This window comes from Kitasatospora sp. NPDC008115, assembly GCF_042957205.1.
Lineage (GTDB): Bacteria > Actinomycetota > Actinomycetes > Streptomycetales > Streptomycetaceae > Kitasatospora.
Genome location: NZ_JBIBHU010000028.1, coordinates 61,516 through 79,825 on the forward strand (window position 1 = coordinate 61,516; position 18,310 = coordinate 79,825).

An 18,310-nucleotide genomic window follows, 5' to 3' on the forward strand; every position below is an offset into this window, starting at 1 on the left:
CTCAGATGTTCCGGAAGCGATTGATGGCCGGCAGGTGCCTGGCCCGCAGTTCGGCGTCGCGCACGCCCAGGCCCTCCTCGGGGGCCAGGCAGAGCACGCCGACCTTGCCCTGGTGCTTGTTGTGGTGCACGTCCAGCGCGGCCTGGCCGGTCTGCTCCAGCGGGTACACCTTGGAGACGGTCGGGTGGATCTTCCCCTTGGCGACCAGGCGGTTGGCCTCCCAGGCCTCGCGGTAGTTGGCGAAGTGCGAGCCGACGATCCGCTTGAGCGACATCCACAGGTACCGGTTGTCGTACTGGTGCATGTAGCCGGAGGTGGAGGCGCAGGTGACGATGGTGCCGCCCTTGCGGGTGACGTAGACGCTCGCGCCGAAGGTCTCCCGGCCGGGGTGCTCGAAGACGATGTCGACGTCCTCGCCGCCGGTCAGCTCGCGGATCCGCCCGCCGAGCCGCTTCCACTCGCGCTGGTCCTGGGTCTGCTCGTCCTTCCAGAACCGGTAGCCCTCGGCGGAGCGGTCGATGATCGCCTCGGCGCCCATCGCCCGGCAGATCCCGGCCTTCTGCGGGCTGGAGACGACGCAGATCGGGGTGGCGCCGCCGGCCAGCGCGTACTGGGTGGCGTAGGAGCCGAGGCCGCCGCTGGCGCCCCAGATCAGCACGTTGTCGCCCTGCTTCATGCCCGCGCCGTTCTGCGAGACCAGCTGGCGGTAGGCGGTGGAGTTGACCAGGCCGGGGGAGGCGGCCTCCTCCCAGGTCAGGTGGGCGGGCTTGGGCATCAGCTGGTTGGTCTTCACCAGGGCCAGTTGGGCCAGGCCGCCGAAGTTGGTCTCGAAGCCCCAGATCCGCTGCTCCGGGTCCATCATCGTGTCGTTGTGGCCGTCGGAGGACTCCAGTTCGACGGAGAGGCAGTGCGCGACCACCTCGTCGCCCGGCTTCCAGGCGTTGACCCCGGCGCCGGTGCGCAGCACCACGCCGGCGAGGTCGGAGCCGACCACGTGGTACGGCAGGTCGTGGCGGCTGGTGAGCGGGGAGAGCCGGCCGTAGCGCTCCAGGAAGCCGAAGGTGGAGACCGGCTCGAAGATCGAGCTCCACACGGTGTTGTAGTTCACGGCGCTCGCCATGACGGCGACCAGGGCCTCGCCCGGGCCCAGTTCGGGCAGCGGGACGTCGTCGAGGTGGAGGGACTCGCGGGGGTCCTTGTCGCGGCTGTCGAGGCCGGCGAACATCTGCTCCTCGTCCTTGTGGAGCGTCACCGCCCGGTAGGACTCCGGCAGCTTCACGGCGGCGAAGTCCGCCGAGGTGCTGTCGGGGCTGAGGATCGCGTCGAGGATTTCCTTCATGGCTGCCTCCGAAGGCGTACCTGTGTGAGGGCACAGGGCGTCTGGGGGAGCCGGGAGCGGACACCGGCTTCGCTGAACGGGGTGGTGGGTGGTGGCTGGTGGGCCTGGCACTGCGGTGGGTCGCTCCCGGGGTCGGGGAACGCCGGTACGACGGCGCGCCGAGGTGGGGAGCCGCGGCGCCGCGACTGGTGGGTAACAAGGTAGTGGCACCCTGTGCCACTCGTAAAGACACGGGGTGCCAGCAATTCCGGCCGGTCGCCACCCCCTCCGCGGGGCCCGCCGGGGGTGGCGAAAGGGCCCGTGCCGGCAATCCGGCACGGGCCCCTGAAACCACTGTGACCTGCGAAAAAGCCTGTACTCAGGCCTGCTTGGCGCCCTCCAGGGCGGCTCTCACGGCCTCCACCACGACGTCCAGCGGAGCGTCCGTCCGGGCGACTGTGATGAGCACCTCACCTCCGGGACTGGCACTCAGTGCGCCGGCCGTCGCGGCCTCCGCCTCCGTCACACTGGCACCGGGTGCCATCAGTGCACCACGCCGGCGCGCCCCCGGCTCGCTGGAAGCCCAGAAGGTCCGCCGGATCACCTCGAAGGAGTGGTCCAGCTGCGCCTCCACGTCGCCGCGCCCGCCCGCCCGCAGCCAGCGCCGCAGCACGTGGTTGTGGGCCGCGACCACGGCCGCCGCCGACACCTCGGCCAGCATCGAGTCGTCCTCGCCGCCGCGCTGCCAGCCCGAGGGGATCTCCCCGGCGGTGTCGAACCGGCCCAGCAGGTAGCGGGTGAACAGCCGCTCGTAGCGGGCCACCACGGCGATCTCCCGCTCCCGCAGCGCCGGCACCTGACGGATCAGCTGGTACCGGGCCACCGAGACCCCGGGCGTGGAGGCGTACATCCGCAGCACCTCCTTGATGCCCCGGCAGACCACGTCCAGCGGGTGCTCCTCGGGCTCGGCGCTGGCCAGCAGGTCGGCCACCCGGACCAGGGTGTCGTCGTGGTCCGGGAAGATCGCCTCCTCCTTGGAGCGGAAGTACCGGAAGAAGGTCCGCCGGGCCACCCCGGCGGCCGCCGCGATCTGGTCGACGGTGGTCTCCTCGTAGCCCTGCGAGGCGAACAGCTCCATGGCCGCGGTGGCCAGGTCCTGGCGCATCTGCTGGCGCTGCGCCGCCGCCCGGCGGCCGCCCGGGCCCCCGTCCTGGCCGTTCCCGGCCGGCCGGCCGTCCCGCGCCGGGGCGGATTGCTGCGGGGAGACTGACTGAACCCGATCCATGCCCGGAACGCTACACGCCCCGGGCGCCGCGCCCACGGGCCTTGCCCGGCGCACCGGGGGGAGCGGGCCGCCGGCCGCGGGCCCCGGGCGGTGCGCCGGGACCGCGCCGAGCCCCCGGCCGGCCCGCTCCGGGCGCAGCGGCGGCCGGCCGGGCTGTCCCCCGGGGGACGGCGGGGTGGTCATCGGCGGGCGTGGTCGCGGAAGCCGCGGCCGGTCTTGCGGCCCAGGCAGCCGGCCGCCACCAGGTGCTCCAGCAGCGGCGCCGCCGCCAGGCCCGGCTCGCGGAACTCCTGGTGCAGCACCTGCTCGATGGTCAGCGAGACGTCCAGGCCGACCACGTCCAGCAGCTCGAACGGGCCCATCGGGTACCCGCAGCCGAGCTTCATCGCGGTGTCGATGTCGTCCACCGTCGCGTAGTGCTCCTGGAGCATCCGCACCGCGTCGTTCAGGTAGGGGAAGAGCAGCGCGTTGACGATGAACCCGGCACGGTCCCCGCACTCCACCGGGTGCTTGCGGACCTTCGCGCACAGCTCCAGCACGGTCGCGGTGACGTCCGGCGCGGTCAGCACCGTGGAGACCACCTCGACCAGCCGCATCGCGGGCGCCGGGTTGAAGAAGTGCATGCCGATGACGTCCTGCGGCCGCGAGGTCGCCGAGGCGCAGCTGATCACCGGCAGCGAGGAGGTGGTGGTGGCCAGCACCGCGCCCGGCCGGACGATCGCGTCCAGGGTGGCGAACAGCTCGCGCTTGACCGCGAGGTCCTCGGCCACCGCCTCCACCACCAGGTCCACCCCGGCCAGCTCCTCGTACCGCCCGACCGGCGTGACCAGGCCCAGCGCGGCGTCCCGCTGCTCCTCGGTCAGCCGGCCCCTGGCCACCGAGCGCTCCAGCGACTTCGCCAGCCGCGCCTTGGCCCGCTCCGCCTTCTCCCGGCTGCGGGCGGCCAGCAGCACCGGGTGGCCGGCCTTGGCGAACACCTCGACGATGCCGGTGGCCATGGTGCCCGAGCCGCAGACGCCGACGGTGCGCACCTCCCGGCCGGGGGCCTTCGGCCGGGCCGGGCCGGCGGCGGCGTCGACCGCCTTGGAGGAGCCGGGCGCCTCGTAGGTGTAGAAGCCGCGGCCGCTCTTGCGGCCCAGCAGCCCGGCCGCGACCAGCTGGCCGAGGATCGGCGCGGGCGCGTGCAGCCGGTCCTTCGACTGCTCGTACATCGCCTCCAGGACGGTGCGGGCGGTGTCCACGCCGATCAGGTCGAGCAGCGCCAGCGGGCCCATCGGCAGGCCGCAGCCGAGCCGCATCGCCGCGTCGATGTCCTCCCGGGTGGCGTACTTGGACTCGTACATCGCGGCGGCCTGGTTGAGGTAGGCGAAGAGCAGGCCGTTGACCACGAAGCCGGCCCGGTCGCCGGCCGCCACCGGCTCCTTGCCGAGGTCCCGGGCGAAGGCCGCGGCGTCCTCGGCCACCTGCGGGGCGGTGAGGACGGTGCGCACCACCTCGACCAGCTTCATGCTGTGCACGGGGTTGAAGAAGTGCAGGCCCAGCACCCGCTCCGGGCGGGCGGTGGCGGCGGCGATCCGGGTCACCGACAGCGCGGTGGTGCCGGTGGCCAGCACCGTCGAGGCCGGGCAGATCCGGTCCAGCTCGGCGAAGACCTCCCGCTTCAGCTCCAGCCGCTCGGGGACCTCCTCGATCACCAGGTCCGCCCCGGCGGCGGCGTCCAGCGCGTGGCCGACGGCGATCCGGGCGAGCAGCCCGGTGCGCTCCTCGGCGGTCAGCCGCTCACGGGCCACCGCGTGCGCGGTCGCCTCCTGGATCCGGGCCAGTGCCCGGGCGGCGGAGGCCTCGTCGGCCTCGATGCCGATCACCCGGCGGCCGCTCCGGGCGACCGCGACCGCGACGCCGGCGCCCATCGTGCCGAGGCCGACCACGGCCACCGTGGGGAAGGGACGCTCCATCAGTCCTGACTCCTTGTCATGGAAGGCCCGCGCGCGCTCCGGAGGGCGCGCCCCCGGAGGAGGGTCCGCGCGCGGGGGCGGGGGGATGACGGTTGCGGCCACCGCGCAGCCGCCGGTCCGCTCCGGCGCTGCTGCGGGTGTGCCGTGGTACTCGGGCGCGCGGCCACGGAGGCGGCGCCGAACACGGAGGAGGAGAAGTCCCGGTGGTGACCGCGGTCCGCGGCACCGGCCGGTGGAAGAGAGGCACCGCCACGCGCCGCCCGCTCCGCGCGAGTCCCGCACGGCGGACGGCGCCCCCGTCGGTGCGGCTCCCGAAGCCCGACGGTGGTGCGTGCCGACACTGTAGCGAAGCTACTCGCCGGTAGGAAGGGGGTGGGGCGCTGATTCTCCACCGCTCACCGGCGGGCGATCACCCGTGCGGGTGAGGGCGGTGGACGGACGTCCGTTCGGACCACCCGATAGGGGAGTTACGCGTGCCCGCGCCGCTGGGCAGCATGGGGGCATGACCAGTGGAGCCGTTGCCACGGACCGTCCCGAGCCCGCCACCCCCGGGGCGGCCGGGCACGCCGACGACGGCGCGGTGCCGTCGCCCCGGGCCGACCGGGCCGAGCGCGGGGAGCGCGCCCAGGCGGCGGTGGAGCGGCTGCGCGCCGCCGGGGTCGAGGCGGTCGCCGTCACCTGGGTGGACAACGCCGGCATCGCCCGGGTCAAGGCGGTGCCGCTCGGCGGCCTGGTGCACGCCGCCCAGTGGGGCGTCGGCGCCGCGCCCTGCTTCGACGTCTTCCTCGCCGACGACACCATCGTCACCAGCCCGCTGATCGGCGGCCCCACCGGGGACCTGCGGCTCTATCCCGACGTCGAGCGGATCGTCCCGCTCGCCGCCCAGCCGGGCTGGGCCTGGGCGCCGGGGGACCGCTACACCCAGGGCGGCGCCCCGCACCCGGGCTGCCAGCGGCTGTTCGCCCGCCGGACGGTCGCGGCCGCCGCCGAGCGCGGGCTGACCCTGAAGGCCGGCATCGAGATCGAATGGGTGGCCGCGCTGGCCGGCCCGCCGCACGAGGAGCCCCGCTACCCGACGGCCGGCCCGGCCTACGGCATGCAGCGGCTCACCGAGCTGTCCGACTACCTGCGCGACGTGCTCCGCGCCCTCGGCGAGCAGGGCCTGACCGTGCTCCAGATCCACCCCGAGTACGCGGCCGGCCAGTTCGAGGTCTCGGTCGCCCCCGAGGGCCCGGTCGAGGCCGCCGACACCTCGGTGCTGGTCCGGCACACCATCCGCGCCGTCTCCGCCCGGCACGGCCTGCGGGTCTCCTTCGCCCCGGCGGTCGAGGCCGGCGGGGTCGGCAACGGCGGCCACCTCCACCTCAGCCTCTGGCGGGACGGGCACAACCTCACCCACGGCGGACCGGGCCCGCACGGCCTCACCGCCGAGGCCGAGGGCTTCCTCGCCGGGGTGCTCGGCGAACTGCCCGCACTGCTGGTGCTCGGCTGCTCCAGCCCGGCCGGCTACCTGCGGCTGGTCCCCTCGCACTGGGCCGGCGCCTACCAGTGCTGGGGCCTGGAGAACCGGGAGGCCGCGCTGCGCCTGGTCACCGGCTCCTCCGGCGAGCGCGCCTCGGCCGCCAACGCCGAGATCAAGTGCTTCGACGCGACCGCCAACCCCTACCTCGCGGTCGGCGGGGTGCTCGCGGCCGGCCTCGCCGGGCTGGACCAGCGGCTGGCGCTGCCGCCCGAGGTCACCGACGACCCGGCGCAGGCCGGGCCCGACGGCGTTCCCCGGCTGCCGGCCGGCCCGGACGAGGCGCTCGCCGCGTACCGCCGCTCCGCCCTGCTGCGCGAGGCGCTCGGCGAGCCGCTGTACGGGGCCGTGCTCGCCGTCCGGGAGGCCGAGCGCGAGCAGTACGCCGACGCGACCCCCGAGGAGTTGGCCTCCGCCACCCGCTGGCGGTACTGACCCGCCGGACCTTCCCGCGGCGGCCGACGGCCGCTGCCGTGACCTGTCGACGGCCGGACCCGCCGCCGACGCCCTCGCCGCCGACGCGCTCGCCGACCACACCCGCTTCGCCCGTGCCGCCCGCGCCCTGGCGGGCAACGCCCGGCGACTGTACGCGCTCTGACCGTCCGCCGTCCGGGCTTGGCGACGATCCGCCACTGGCCGCTTCCGGCCGCCCCGGACTCCTGTTCCGCCCGTGCCCGCGCTGACTAGGGTGTGGCTCCCGGTGCGGTGCGCCTCCGCCGTCGTCCGGTCGCACGGTCCTGCCCGGCAGAAGCGGAGTCATACCTTCCGCGGGTGGCCGACTTGTGACGATTAGATGACTACCTCTTGCGGATTGCCACACTTGTTCACTAGCGTCCCGATCATTCCAAATGCACCTGCCAACCGCAGCTGCTGCATGACGACTCGGGAGGGCCAACCCCTATGAGTGTTCCTCGGATCAGCCGGACCCGGTATGCGGCGGTGGGCGTCGTCCTCGCCACCGCCGGCGCCCTCGCGCTGCCGTCCGGCACCGCCGTCGCCGCCTCCGGGCCGGAGTCGACGACCGGTCCGCTGCTCAGCTACGTCGTCAACACCAAGGCCAACCACGGTCAGGTGCAGAAGGTCGAGAAGGCGATCACCACCCTCGGCGGCACCGTGGTGTACTCCTACGAGCAGATCGGTGTGGTGATCGCGCGCTCCACCGACACCCAGTTCGCCGCCAAGCTGCGGCAGGCCAAGGGCGTCGAGTCGGTCGGCGCCAGCCGCACCAAGGGCATCACCGCCTCCGAGGACCGGGTGGCCGAGGTCGCCCCCGCTCCGGCCGCCGCCCCCGTCGCGGGCGAGGAGCCCCTCTGGGCCAACCAGTGGGACATGCGCCAGATCGGCGTGGACAAGGCCCACAAGCTGTCCCTGGGCAGCAACAAGGTCACCGTCGGCGTGCTGGACTCCGGCATCGACGGCACCCACGAGGACCTCGCCGCCAACATCGACGCCTCGCAGTCGGTCTCCTGCATCGACGGCGGCAAGCCGAACACCGCCTGGGACGCCTGGCAGCCGGGCGTCGACGGCGACCACGGTACCCACGTGGCCGGCAGCATCGCCGCCGCCAAGAACGGCAAGGGCATCGAGGGCATCGCCCCGAACGTCAAGCTCGCCGCGGTGAAGGTGGTCGACGACGGCGGCTTCATCTACCCGGAGTACGCCATCTGCGGCTTCGTCTGGGCCGGCGAGCACAAGTTCAAGATCACGAACAACAGCTACTTCGTCGACCCGTGGATGTTCAACTGCCAGAACGACGCCGACCAGGCGGCGATCACCACCGCCGTCCGCCGCGCCGTCGAGTTCTCGCAGCGCAAGGGCGTCCTCAACGTCGCCGCGGCCGGCAACGAGAACATCGACCTGGCCCACAAGACCAAGGACGTCGCCAGCCCGGACGACACCACCCCGGGCGAGCGCCCGATCACCCAGGACTGCCTCAACCTGCCGACCGAGCTGGACGGCGTGGTCGTGGTCTCCTCGGTGGGTGTCAACGGCGAGAAGTCGTACTACTCCAGCTACGGCAAGAACAAGGTCACCGTGGCCGCCCCCGGTGGCGACCGCCGTTACCAGATCCCGAACACCCCGGACCAGAACGGCCGCGTGCTGTCCACCATCCCCGGTGGCCAGTACGGCTACATGCAGGGCACCTCGATGGCCTCGCCGCACGCCGCCGGCGTGCTCGCCCTGCTCGCCAGCACCCACCCGTGGGCCAGCGCGGACGAGCTGACCGAGCTGCTGACCAACCAGGCCGAGTCGCACGCCTGCCCGTCCGCCCCGTACAACCCGGGCGGCGCCGGCGAGTGGACCGCCACCTGCGAGGGCGGCGTGGACGACAACGGCTTCTACGGCGCCGGCATCATCAACGCCGAGAAGGCGGCCCAGTGGTGGCGCTGAGCCACGGCTGACCGGCTGACGGCCTGAACCGTCGGACGGGGGCGGGACTCCGGGTCCCGCCCCCGTCCGCGTGTCCGCCGGCGGGACCGGCGGGACCGGCTCACTCGAAGTGGTGCTCCCAGACCGTCTCCACCGACGGCTTGCCGTGCAGGTCGGGCACCTCCTGCAACCAGGCCGGCCGCCCCGCCCTGCTCCGCGCGGCCCGCCGCCGCTCCGCCTCGCGCAGCTGCTCGGAGGTGGCGAACCCCTCCGGCAGCCATTCGGCCGAGAGCACCGCCCGCGCCGCCAGGTGGTTCACATAGGCCCGGCGCAGCTCCCCGACCGAGCCGAACCCCGGCTCGTCGGCCAGCCAGGCGTCCGGCACCAGCGCGACCACCTCCTCCAGCAGCCCGACGGTGACCAGCGGCCCGAGCTCCTCGTCGGCCAGCCGGACGTCCGGGCGGTACCCGCCGAGGGCGTGGGCGCTGAGGTCGTACCGCTTGCCGACCGACCCCTCGGCGGCCGACCAGCGGTGGTGGAAGACCAGCGCGGCGCCGTTGTCGATCAGCCACAGCCGCCGGTGCCAGACCATGAGATTGGGATTGTGCACCGTCCGGTCGACGTTCCCGGTGAGCGCGTCCAGCCAGATCACCCGCCCGGCGTCCACCGGGTCGACGTCGATCATGCCGGGCCGGAAGTCGCGGGCGCCGGGCAGCAGGTCCATGCCGAGGTTGAGCCCGCGGCTGGCCCGCAGGATCTCCTGGATCTCCGGGTCCGGCTCGCCGTCGGCGACCGCCGGGTCGAAGTCCACCAGTCGCAGCTCGGGCACCGGCAGGCCGAGCCGCCGCGCCAGCTCGCCGACGATCACCTCGGCCACCAGCGCCTTGCGCCCCTGGGCGGACCCGAGGAACTTCACCACATAGGTGCCCAGGTCGTCGGTCTCCACCACGCCGGGGACGGAACCGCCGGCCCGCAGCGGGTCGACGTAGCGCACTGCTGTCACCTGTTCGAGCACGCCCGCCAGCCTAACGTCCGCTCCGCCGGGGAGGGCGCCGCCCGCCGTCCGCGGCCCGCTGTGATTGGCTTGCCGGTACCACCCCGGACCACCCGGCGCCGGGCGACCGTACAAGGAGAGCACGACCATGGGACAGGTGCAGGCCACCACCGAGCGGGTCTACGACGCGGCCCCCGAGCGGGTGTACGAGGCCCTGGCCGACTACCAGGTGACCCGCCCCAAGCTGCTGCCCGGGCAGTACAGCGAGTACGAGGTCCGGGTCGGCGGCACCGGCGCCGGCACCCAGGTGCACTGGAAGCTCCAGGCCACCGAGAAGCGGATCCGCGACTGCCTGTTCACCGTCTCGTCGCCGCGGCCGGACCAGCTGGTGGAGAAGGACGCCAACTCCACCATGGTGATCACCTGGACCGTCTCGGCGGCCGGCGAGGGCCGTTCGAAGGTCACCGTCACGGCCACCTGGCAGGGCGCGACCGGCATCGGCGGCTTCTTCGAGCGGACCTTCGCCCCCAAGGGCCTGAACCGGATCCACGGCGAGGTGCTCGCCAATCTGGCCGCCGAGGTGCGCTGAGTTCCGGCCTTCCGGACCTCACCCTCAACTCGTCCAGGAATTCGACGAGTTCGTCCACCCGTGCGAGCCGCGTGCCGTACGGGTGGACGCCCCGCCACCTGCGGGTGACGACGCCCCCGGGCGCACCGCGGCCACCCTAGGCTCGCCGCCGTGCATATGACGATCCTTCACATTTCGCAGCCCGTCGACGGCGGAGTGGCCCGCGTCGTGGTCGACCTGGTCCGCGGCCAACGCGAGGCCGGCCACCGGGTGCTGGTCGCCTGTCCGCGCGGCGGCCGGCTCGCCGACGAGGCCGCCGCCGTCGGCGCGCTGGTCCAGGACTGGCCGGCCCGGCGCTCACCGGGACCCGCCACCGCCGCGGAGGCCTGGCGGTTGCGCCGGATCGTCCGGGCCGCCGGGCCCGACGTGCTCCATCTGCACAGCTCCAAGGCCGGGTTGGCCGGTCGGCTGGCCGTGCGCGGCGCGGTGCCGACCGTCTTCCAGCCGCACGCCTGGTCCTTCGCCGCCGTGGACGGCGCGCTCGCCACGGCCACCCTGCGCTGGGAGCGGTACGCGACCCGCTGGGCGCACCGGCTGCTCTGCGTCTCGGTCCAGGAGCGGACCGACGGCGTCACGGCCGGCCTGCACGCCGACTGGGCGGTGGTGCCCAACGGCGTGGACGTGCGCCACTACGCGCCCGCCGACCGCCGGGCCGCCCGGATCTCGCTCGGCCTGGAGCCGACCGCCCCGCTGGCGGTCTGCGTGGGCCGGCTCTGCCGCCAGAAGGGGCAGGACGTGCTGCTCACCGCCTGGCGCGAGGTGCGGCGGCGGGTGCCGGGGGCCCGGCTGGCGCTGGTCGGCGGCGGTCCGGAGGAGGCCCGGCTGGCCGCGATGGTCCGGGAGGGCGCCGAGCCGTCCCGGGTCCGGATGGTCGGGGACGTCGCGGACCCGAGGCCCTGGCTGGCCGCCGCCGACCTGGTGGTGCTGCCCTCGCGCTGGGAGGGCATGGCGCTGGCCCCGCTGGAGGCGATGGCCTGCGGGCGGCCGGTGCTGCTGACCGACGTGCCCGGGGCCCGGGAGTGCCTGCCGCCGTCCGAACGCGCGGGCGCCCTGGTGCCCGCGGAGGACGTGTCCGCGCTCATCACCCGAATGGCGGAAGCGTTGTCCGATCCGATCGACTGCGAGCGGCGCGGCGCCCGGCTGCGCGAGCACGCCGCGGCCCGTCATGACGTTCGATCGGTGGTCGAACAGGTCGACGCGCTCTACCGCGACCTGCTGGGCGCCGGCCGGGCGCCCGGGCGGCGCCGCGCCCGTGTCCCGCAGCGGATCTGATCGTTTCACATGCCGTGAATGCGCCGCCGGCTCGGCGCTCCCGTATTCGCACCCTCCACCGGTTGTGGGCGAGGGGCCAAATCAGAAATACCTATTAATGGGCGGCTGGAATGAAACGGCAAGTCAACTTCCAGCATTCAAGCCGGTTTTCGGTAACGTCTGATTCTGCCTGCTTCGTTTCGATTTCACGCCGGGAATTCGCGAGAAAACCGAAACCCGCCAGCGGTAGCAGGTGCTGTCAGGACCGCACTCACCGGGCCTGGACGGCCTCCCCGGGCCAACCGGAGCCGGACCGCCGTCACCCCGGGCACACAGCAGGGGAGTTCGTCCGCCGATGACCATTGACCACGACAGCGTGCCACGGCCCGGCCGGCCCCTGACCGGCCCCAGCCGGCCCGCCACCGGGCTGCTCGACCGCCCGACGCGCTCCGCGCAGCCCCGCACCGCCGCGCCGGCGCGGCGGCACCGCCGCCCGGTCCGGGCCCGGTTCGCGCTGCCCGTCGCCCTGGTCGCCGTCGACGCGCTCGCCCTGTGCACCGCCACCGGCACCGCCAACCGGGTCCTCGACCCCGCAGTCCGGGTCGCGCCGCTGCTCGGCGTCGCCGCCCTGCTGCCCCTGCTGGTCCTGCTCAACCTGGCCGGCGGCCTCTACCGCACCCGGCTCACCCTGTCCGTGCTCGACGAACTGCCCGCCCTCACCACGCGGGCCCTGGTCGCCGCCGCCTTCGCGATCACCCTGGCCGGCTGCCTGGAAGGCCGCTGGCCCGACTCCGGACCCGCCACCCCGGCCCGGCTCACCGTCCTGCTCGGCACCCAACTGGTGCTCGCCGTCTGCTTCCGCGCCGTCCTCTACCACCTGGTCCGCCGGATCCGCCGCAGCCGCCCCAGCCCAGTCCTGGTGCTCGGCGCCGGCCGGCTCGGCCGCCGGGTCGCCGCCGCCCTCAGCGAGCGCGGCGAGTACGGGATGCGCCCCGTCGGCTTCCTGGACGCCGACCCGCCGCTGCTCGCCGGCGACACCGACCTGCCGGTGCTGGGCGGCCGCGAGGTCCTGGAGCGCGAGGTCCGCCGCCACCACGTCCACCACGTGGTCGCCACCGCCGGCGCCGCCGACGAGGCCGAGACCGCCGCCACCCTGCGCGACGCGGCCCGGCTCGGCTGCCAGGTCTGGCTGGTCCCCGCACTGCGCGAGTACGGCTCGCTCGCCGCCGGGCGGCTGGCCGGCGCCGACCACCTCTGGGGCTTCCCCTGCCTGCGGGTCGGCCGCGCCGCGATGCGCCGCCCCGGCTGGGCCGCGAAGCGGACCCTGGACGTGACCGCCGCCGCGACCGGCCTGCTCCTGCTCGCCCCCGTCCTCGCCCTGTGCGCGCTCGCCGTCCGCTTCGACACCGGCCCCGGCGTGCTCTTCCGCCAGCAGCGCACCGGACTCGACGGCCGGGTCTTCACCGTCCTCAAGTTCCGCACCCTGCGGCCCAGCAACGAGCACGAGTCCGCCACCCGCTGGAACATCTCCCAGGACCACCGGATGGGCGCCGTCGGCCGACTGATGCGCCGCAGCTCGCTGGACGAGCTCCCGCAGCTGTGGAACGTGCTGCGCGGCGACATGAGCCTGGTCGGCCCGCGCCCCGAACGCCCCTACTTCGTCATGCGGTTCAGCCAGGCCTACCCCGAGTACGCGGACCGCCACCGCGTCCCGGTCGGCCTCACCGGCCTCGCCCAGGTCAACGGCCTGCGCGGGGACACCTCCATCGAGGACCGGGCCCGCTTCGACAACCGCTACATCGAGAGCTGGAGCCTCTGGCAGGACGTCAAGATCCTGTGCCGCACCGCGGCCCTCATGCTCCACCCGGACGGGAGCTGATCAACGCCGTGGCCCTGACCCTCGCCGCACCCCCGCGCCCCGCCGGGCTGTTACGGCGCGCGGGGGGCGTCGTCCGCCAACGCCCCAGCCTGCCGGCCGCCGCCACCGTGCTGCTGGTCTGCGTCCCCACCGGGGAGAAGGACGTCGCCGCCGCCGTCCACGTCACCGCCGCGGACCTCGCCTCGCTCGCCCTGGTCGCGCTCACCGCCGTCCACCTGCTGCGCGGCCGCACCCCCGCGATCGGCCGCGCCGACGCCGTCCGGTTCGGCGCGATCGTGCTCGCCGCCGCCGTCGCCACCGTCGGCTCGACCGACCCGGCGACCAGCCTCACCGGCTTCGTCCGGCTCACCCAGGTCTTCGTGCTCGTCCCGGCCGCCGTGCTGTGCGCCCTGCGCGACCGCACCGACCAGCGGCTGGTGCTCGGCTCCTTCGTGATCGCCGCGCTGATCCAGGGCGTGGTCGGCGCCCACCAGTTCCTCACCGGCACCGGCGCCTCCTACACCGGCCGCCCGATCCGCGCCGTCGGCACCTTCGGCGCCCTCGACATCATGGCGATGTCCACCGTCGTCAGCTACGGCCTGCTCGCCGCGCTGGCCCTCGGCCTGGCCGAGCGGGGGCCCGACGGCAACGCCCGGCTGCGGCGGGCGCTGTTCGCCACCGCCGGCTTCCTCGCCTTCCCGCTCGCCGTCTCCTTCAGCCGGGGCAGCTGGATCGCCACCGCCGCGGCCGCCACCGTCCTGCTGCTGCGCGCCGACGCCCGGCTCGCCGTCCGCGGCGCCGTCCTCGGCACGGCCGCCGCCGTCGTCCTGGTCGGCGGGTTCGGCCTCGGCGGCTCCGGTGTCACCGCCCGGCTCACCTCGATCGGCTCCGTCTCCGAGGCCCCCGACCAGTCGGTCTCCGACCGCTACGACCTCTGGTCCACCGCCGGGCGGATCTGGCAGGACCACCCCGTCTCCGGCGCCGGCCCCAAGGCCTTCCAGCAACTGCGCGACAGCCACGCCCCGTTGCGGCTCTCCTCCGGCAGCGACGCCGCCGACGCCACCATCGGCTTCCAGCGCGAACCGCTGCTCTCCCCGCACAACATGTACTTCCTGGTGCTCAGCGAGCAGGGTCTCATCGGCATCGCCGCCTACGGCATGCTCTTCCTCGGACTCCTCCTCGGCTGCCTGCGCGGCGCCCGCGGCCCCGGCCTCGCCGCCCTCGCCCTGCTCACCTGGGTCCTGGTCGACTTCCTCTACGCCGACATCGGCGGCACCACCACCGTGCTGACCTCGGTCATCCTCGGCCTCGCCGCCCACACCGCGCGGCACCGCGGGGCGACCGCATGACGACGGAACAGCCCACCGCCCTCGGGTCCACCACGCTGCCCGCCCCCCGGCAGGCGCCGAGCGGCGCCGGCCCGCGCCGCGGCTTCCTCGCCAAGGCCTTCGGCGTCACCGCCGTGCTCAGCGCCGCCGGCTCCGCCCTCGGCCTGCTCCGCGACCTCCTGCTCGCCCGCTACTTCGGCGCCAACCAGGGCACCGACGCCTTCCTCGTCGCCTGGACCGTCCCCGAGACCGCCGCACCGCTGCTCATCGAGGACGCCATGTCCTTCCTGATGGTGCCCGCCTTCGCGCTCGCCCTGGTGCTCCGCGAGGAGCGCCCCGACGGCCCCGACCCGGTCCGCCAACTGGTCCGCGCCACCCTGCCCTGGCTGCTGCTCGCCCTCTCCACCCTCTCCCTGGGTGCCGCGCTCGGCGCCCCCCGGCTGGTCGAACTGCTCGCCCCCGGCCTGGCCAACCCCGGCCTCGCCGTCACCTGCACCCGGATCACCGCGATCACCGTGCTGCCGTTCGGCGTGGCCGGCTACCTCGCCGCCGCGCTGCGCGCCCACCACCGGTTCACCGCCCCGGCCGGCATCTACGTCGCCTACAACCTCGGCATCCTCGGCGTGCTGCTCACCTGCCACGCGCTGTGGGGCGTACGGGCCGCCGCGATCGGCGTGGCCTTCGGCAGCCTGCTGATGGCCGGCCTGCTGGTCGGCCCGTTCCTGCGCAGGCTGCGGGCCGGCGGCGGCCGCCCGAGCCGCGGCCGGCGCTCGCGCAACGCCCTGGTGCTGATCCCGCTCGCCCTGTTGCCGGTCGGTGTGTTCACCCTGACCCGCCAGGCCCAGGTCTTCATCGAACGGTTCCTCGGCTCGGCGCTGCCGCCCGGCACCATCTCGCACCTCAACTACGCGGCCAAGGTCTCCCAACTCGCCATGACGGCCGGGATCCTGATCTGTACCGTCACCTTCCCGCTGGTCGCCCGGGCGCTCGCCGCCGGGGACCTCACCACCGCCCGCGACCGGGTGGAGAAGGACCTCGGCCAGGCGGCGGCCGTCGTCCTGCTGGGCACCGCCTTCCTGATGGCCTGCGCCCCCTCGGTGGTCGAACTGCTCTTCGAACGCGGCGCCTTCGGCCCCCGGGACACCGCCGCCACCGCCGCCGTCATCCGGGTCTACAGCTTCGGACTGCTCGCCCAGGCGCTGATCGGGGTGATGATCCGCCCCTACTTCTCGCTGCGCCCGGTGGTCCGCCGGGCCGGCGACCCCAGCCCCGAGGACGGCGGCCGCCGGCTGCTCGACTGGTACCCGGCGGGCGCCATGGCGTTCGGCCTGGTCGTCACCGTCGTCGTCGGCGTGCTCGCCACCCCCCGGTTCGGCGCCCTCGGCCTGGCCGCCGGCAACGCGGCCGGCATCACCACCACGGCGGCGCTGCTGCTGCACGGCCTGGTCCTGCGCGGCATCCCGCTGCGGCTGCGCCTGGTCCTCGGCGGCCACGCCCGACTGCTGGCCGCCGCCGCCGGCGCCACCGCGCTCGGCATGCCGGCCGCCGGCCTCGCCGCCGACCCCCTGCTGTCCACCGCGCTCGGCGGTCTCACCGTCGCGCTGGCCTTCGCCGCCCTGGGTGCCGGCCTCGGCGCCCGCGAGGTGCGCGGCCCGGTCCGGGCCGCCCTCCGGGTCCTGGGACCGGTCCCCGGCCCGTCTCCTGTCGCCGATGAAGGGAAGCCTCCCCATGGAAGCTGAACGGGGATCAGTCCGGTCGGTCCCGTCGGGCACACTCCGCCCCGCCGCACCGGCGGCCGGCGCCCGGCGCACCGACCTGCCGCGCACCGACCTGCCGCGCTCCGGTGTCCACCGACCACCGGCGCGACTGCCCGGAAGCCGGCGCCCGCCGCCCGAGGCGCCGGTCCTCGGGGACACCTCGCCGTGGATCCTGATGTACCACTCGGTGGCGGTCGAGAAGGAGGACCCGTACCAGCTGACCGTCAGCCCCGAGCGGTTCGCCGAGCAGATCGCCTGGCTGCACCGGCGCGGGCGGCGCGGGGTCTCGGTGCGCGAGCTGATGCGGGCCAGGGCGGCCGGGCGGGCCGACCGGCTGGTCGGCCTCACCTTCGACGACGGCTACGCCGACTTCGCCCGCCATGCCGTACCGATTCTCCAGGCGTACGGCTTCACCGCGACCGCGTACGTGGTCGCCGACCTGCTCGGCCGCGCCAACGACTGGGACGCCGAGGGCCCCAGGAAGACCCTGCTCACCGTCCAGGAGGTCACCGACCTCGCCGCCGCCGGCTGGGAGATCGGCTCGCACGGCCTCGGCCACCGGGCGCTGCCCGGCCTGCCCGCCGATGTGCTCGCCGCCCAGACCAGGGAGAGCCGGCGGGTCCTGGAGGAGGTGGTCGGCGGCCCGGTCACCGGCTTCTGCTACCCCTACGGCGCGGTCGACCTCGCCGCCACCCAGGCCGTCCGGGACGCCGGCTACGACTACGCCTGCGCGATCGCGCACTCCCCGCTCACCGGCCGCTACGCGCTGCCGCGCTGCTACGTCGGCGACCGCGACGGCGCCTGGCGCCTGCGCGCCAAGCGCGGCCGCCACCGCCTGCGCGACTGGGCGAGCAAGGGCCGTGCCCGCTCCGAGCACCCCGACGGCGAGCGGGCGAGCACGCCGTGAGGGTCCTGCACATCGTCACCGGGCTCGCCTCCGGCGGCGCCGAACGCCAGCTCCAGCTGCTGCTCCGCCATCTGCCGCCCCACCAGCACTGCGAGGTGCTCGCGCTGACCAACCCCGGCACGGTGGCCGACGCGCTGCGCGCCGAGGGCGTCACCGTCCACCACCTCGGCATGGGCGGCAACCGGGACCTCGGCGCGCTGCCCCGGCTGGTCCGCCGGGTCCGCGCCGGGCGCTACGACCTGGTGCACACCCACCTCTACCGGGCCGGGCTGTACGGCCGGCTGGCCGCCCGGCTGGCCGGGGTGCGGGCGGTGGTCGCCACCGAGCACTCGCTGCACGCCCGGGTGATCGAGGGGCGCCCGGTCACCCGCGGCGTCAGGGGCCTCTACCTGGCCGCCGAACGCCTCGGCACCACCACCGTCGCGGTCTCCCGGCAGGTCGCGCAGACCCTGTACGCCTGGGGCGTCCCGCCGGCCCGGGTCGAGCTGATCCCGAACGGCATCGACGCCGCCCGCTACCGGCTCCCGCCCGCCGACCGGGCCGCCACCCGCGCCCGGGTGCGCGCCGAACTCGGCCTGCCGCCGGGGAGCCGGGTGGTCGGGGGGATCGGCCGGCTGGTCCCGGGCAAGCGCTTCCACGTCCTGCTGGAGGCGCTGGCCGGGTTGGACGAAGCGGCCCGCCTGGTGCTGATCGGCGAGGGCCCCGAGCGGTCCGCGCTGGAGGAGCGGGCCGCCGCCCTCGGCGTCCGCGACCGCCTGGTGCTCACCGGTGAGCGCGACGACGTACCCGACCTGCTCACCGCCCTGGACGCACTGGCCGCCCCCTCCACCGAGGAGACCTTCGGCCTCGGCGTGCTGGAGGGGCTCGCGGCCGGACTGCCGGTGCGCCACAGCGCCTGCCCGGCGCTGGACGAACTGCCGCCCGGCGCCGCCCCGCAGGCCCGCCGGATCCCCTCCGAGGCCACCGCCTACACGGCCGCGCTGCGCGACCTGCGCCACCTCGGCGACCACCGCCCCGACCCGCTGCCCCGGCCCCCCGCGGTCGGCCACTACGACATCGTCCGGGTGGCCGCCGACCTCGGCGCCCTCTACGACCGGCTGGCCCGGGCTTGAGACGGCAGCACCCCCACAGACGCCGGGC

Annotated in this window: 13 protein-coding genes; 9 read left to right on the forward strand and 4 right to left on the reverse strand. The window is 74.9% G+C overall.

From position 1 onward, the window contains the following. Window position 1 precedes the first annotated feature (1 nt). The 3 genes from ccrA to ACFZBX_RS29595 form a co-directional block, all read right to left on the reverse strand. Window positions 2-1,339 carry a crotonyl-CoA carboxylase/reductase gene (gene ccrA, locus ACFZBX_RS29585; RefSeq protein ID WP_391536881.1) on the reverse strand — a complete coding sequence of 446 codons (1,338 nt, stop codon included), beginning with the start codon at window positions 1,337-1,339 and terminating at the stop codon, window positions 2-4. 358 nt (window positions 1,340-1,697) lie between these two features. Next, window positions 1,698-2,603: a TetR family transcriptional regulator gene (locus ACFZBX_RS29590; RefSeq protein ID WP_391536882.1), complete on the reverse strand. Its 906-nt coding sequence runs from the start codon at window positions 2,601-2,603 to the stop codon at window positions 1,698-1,700. A 179-nt stretch (window positions 2,604-2,782) separates the two neighbouring features. After that, entirely contained in the window at window positions 2,783-4,558 is a 1,776-nt protein-coding gene (locus ACFZBX_RS29595) for a 3-hydroxyacyl-CoA dehydrogenase family protein (RefSeq protein ID WP_391536883.1), read from the reverse strand. A gap of 502 nt (window positions 4,559-5,060) precedes the next feature. On the opposite strand from ACFZBX_RS29595, the gene ACFZBX_RS29600 reads away from it, so the two are divergent. After that, the gene (locus tag ACFZBX_RS29600; RefSeq protein ID WP_391536884.1) at window positions 5,061-6,512 is read left to right on the forward strand and encodes a glutamine synthetase; all 1,452 of its coding nucleotides are present in this window, start codon (window positions 5,061-5,063) and stop codon (window positions 6,510-6,512) included. 465 nt (window positions 6,513-6,977) lie between these two features. After that, entirely contained in the window at window positions 6,978-8,468 is a 1,491-nt protein-coding gene (locus tag ACFZBX_RS29605) for a S8 family serine peptidase (RefSeq protein ID WP_391536885.1), read from the forward strand. 100 nt (window positions 8,469-8,568) lie between these two features. Here the strand turns inward: ACFZBX_RS29605 and ACFZBX_RS29610 are convergent, their stop codons facing one another. Continuing rightward, on the reverse strand, window positions 8,569-9,462 hold the full coding sequence (locus ACFZBX_RS29610; RefSeq protein ID WP_391536886.1) for a HipA family kinase: 894 nt from the start codon (window positions 9,460-9,462) through the stop codon (window positions 8,569-8,571). A 127-nt stretch (window positions 9,463-9,589) separates the two neighbouring features. Here ACFZBX_RS29610 and ACFZBX_RS29615 point away from each other — a divergent pair, with 127 nt between their 5' ends. The 7 genes from ACFZBX_RS29615 to ACFZBX_RS29645 all read left to right on the forward strand — a co-directional run bounded on the left by ACFZBX_RS29615 (window position 9,590) and on the right by ACFZBX_RS29645 (window position 18,282). Beyond that, window positions 9,590-10,030 (forward strand): SRPBCC family protein, encoded by a 441-nt coding sequence (locus tag ACFZBX_RS29615; RefSeq protein WP_391536887.1) that lies wholly within the window; start codon window positions 9,590-9,592, stop codon window positions 10,028-10,030. Between the two features lie 156 nt (window positions 10,031-10,186). Next, a complete protein-coding gene (locus ACFZBX_RS29620; protein WP_391536888.1) occupies window positions 10,187-11,341 on the forward strand; it encodes a glycosyltransferase in 1,155 nt (384 codons plus the stop codon). 334 nt (window positions 11,342-11,675) lie between these two features. Next, window positions 11,676-13,199, forward strand: coding sequence for an exopolysaccharide biosynthesis polyprenyl glycosylphosphotransferase (locus ACFZBX_RS29625; protein WP_391536889.1), 1,524 nt, complete (start codon window positions 11,676-11,678; stop codon window positions 13,197-13,199). Between the two features lie 8 nt (window positions 13,200-13,207). Then, window positions 13,208-14,527: an O-antigen ligase family protein gene (locus ACFZBX_RS29630; protein ID WP_391536890.1), complete on the forward strand. Its 1,320-nt coding sequence runs from the start codon at window positions 13,208-13,210 to the stop codon at window positions 14,525-14,527. After that, window positions 14,524-16,245 carry a lipid II flippase MurJ gene (locus tag ACFZBX_RS29635; RefSeq protein WP_391536891.1) on the forward strand — a complete coding sequence of 574 codons (1,722 nt, stop codon included), beginning with the start codon at window positions 14,524-14,526 and terminating at the stop codon, window positions 16,243-16,245. The genes ACFZBX_RS29630 and ACFZBX_RS29635 overlap by 4 nt, the downstream gene beginning before the upstream one ends. Next, window positions 16,235-17,170, forward strand: a complete 936-nt coding sequence (locus ACFZBX_RS29640) for a polysaccharide deacetylase family protein (protein WP_391536893.1) — start codon at window positions 16,235-16,237, stop codon at window positions 17,168-17,170. The genes ACFZBX_RS29635 and ACFZBX_RS29640 overlap by 11 nt, the downstream gene beginning before the upstream one ends. After that, on the forward strand, window positions 17,167-18,282 hold the full coding sequence (locus ACFZBX_RS29645; protein ID WP_391536894.1) for a glycosyltransferase: 1,116 nt from the start codon (window positions 17,167-17,169) through the stop codon (window positions 18,280-18,282). Before ACFZBX_RS29640 ends, ACFZBX_RS29645 begins: the two co-directional genes overlap by 4 nt. Window positions 18,283-18,310: the final 28 nt, after the last annotated feature.

Excerpts from the sequence above, each read along its gene's own strand:
- ACFZBX_RS29605 (WP_391536885.1), top strand. The coding sequence starts at position 6,978 with ATGAGTGTTCCTCGGATCAGCCGGACCCGGTATGCGGCGGTGGGCGTC.
- ACFZBX_RS29590 (WP_391536882.1), bottom strand. The coding sequence starts at position 2,603 with ATGGATCGGGTTCAGTCAGTCTCCCCGCAGCAATCCGCCCCGGCGCGG.
- ACFZBX_RS29620 (WP_391536888.1), top strand. The coding sequence starts at position 10,187 with ATGACGATCCTTCACATTTCGCAGCCCGTCGACGGCGGAGTGGCCCGC.
- ACFZBX_RS29615 (WP_391536887.1), top strand. The coding sequence starts at position 9,590 with ATGGGACAGGTGCAGGCCACCACCGAGCGGGTCTACGACGCGGCCCCC.
- ACFZBX_RS29600 (WP_391536884.1), top strand. The coding sequence starts at position 5,061 with ATGACCAGTGGAGCCGTTGCCACGGACCGTCCCGAGCCCGCCACCCCC.
- ACFZBX_RS29625 (WP_391536889.1), top strand. The coding sequence starts at position 11,676 with ATGACCATTGACCACGACAGCGTGCCACGGCCCGGCCGGCCCCTGACC.
- ACFZBX_RS29595 (WP_391536883.1), bottom strand. The coding sequence starts at position 4,558 with ATGGAGCGTCCCTTCCCCACGGTGGCCGTGGTCGGCCTCGGCACGATG.
- ACFZBX_RS29640 (WP_391536893.1), top strand. The coding sequence starts at position 16,235 with ATGGAAGCTGAACGGGGATCAGTCCGGTCGGTCCCGTCGGGCACACTC.
- ACFZBX_RS29635 (WP_391536891.1), top strand. The coding sequence starts at position 14,524 with ATGACGACGGAACAGCCCACCGCCCTCGGGTCCACCACGCTGCCCGCC.
- ccrA (WP_391536881.1), bottom strand. The coding sequence starts at position 1,339 with ATGAAGGAAATCCTCGACGCGATCCTCAGCCCCGACAGCACCTCGGCG.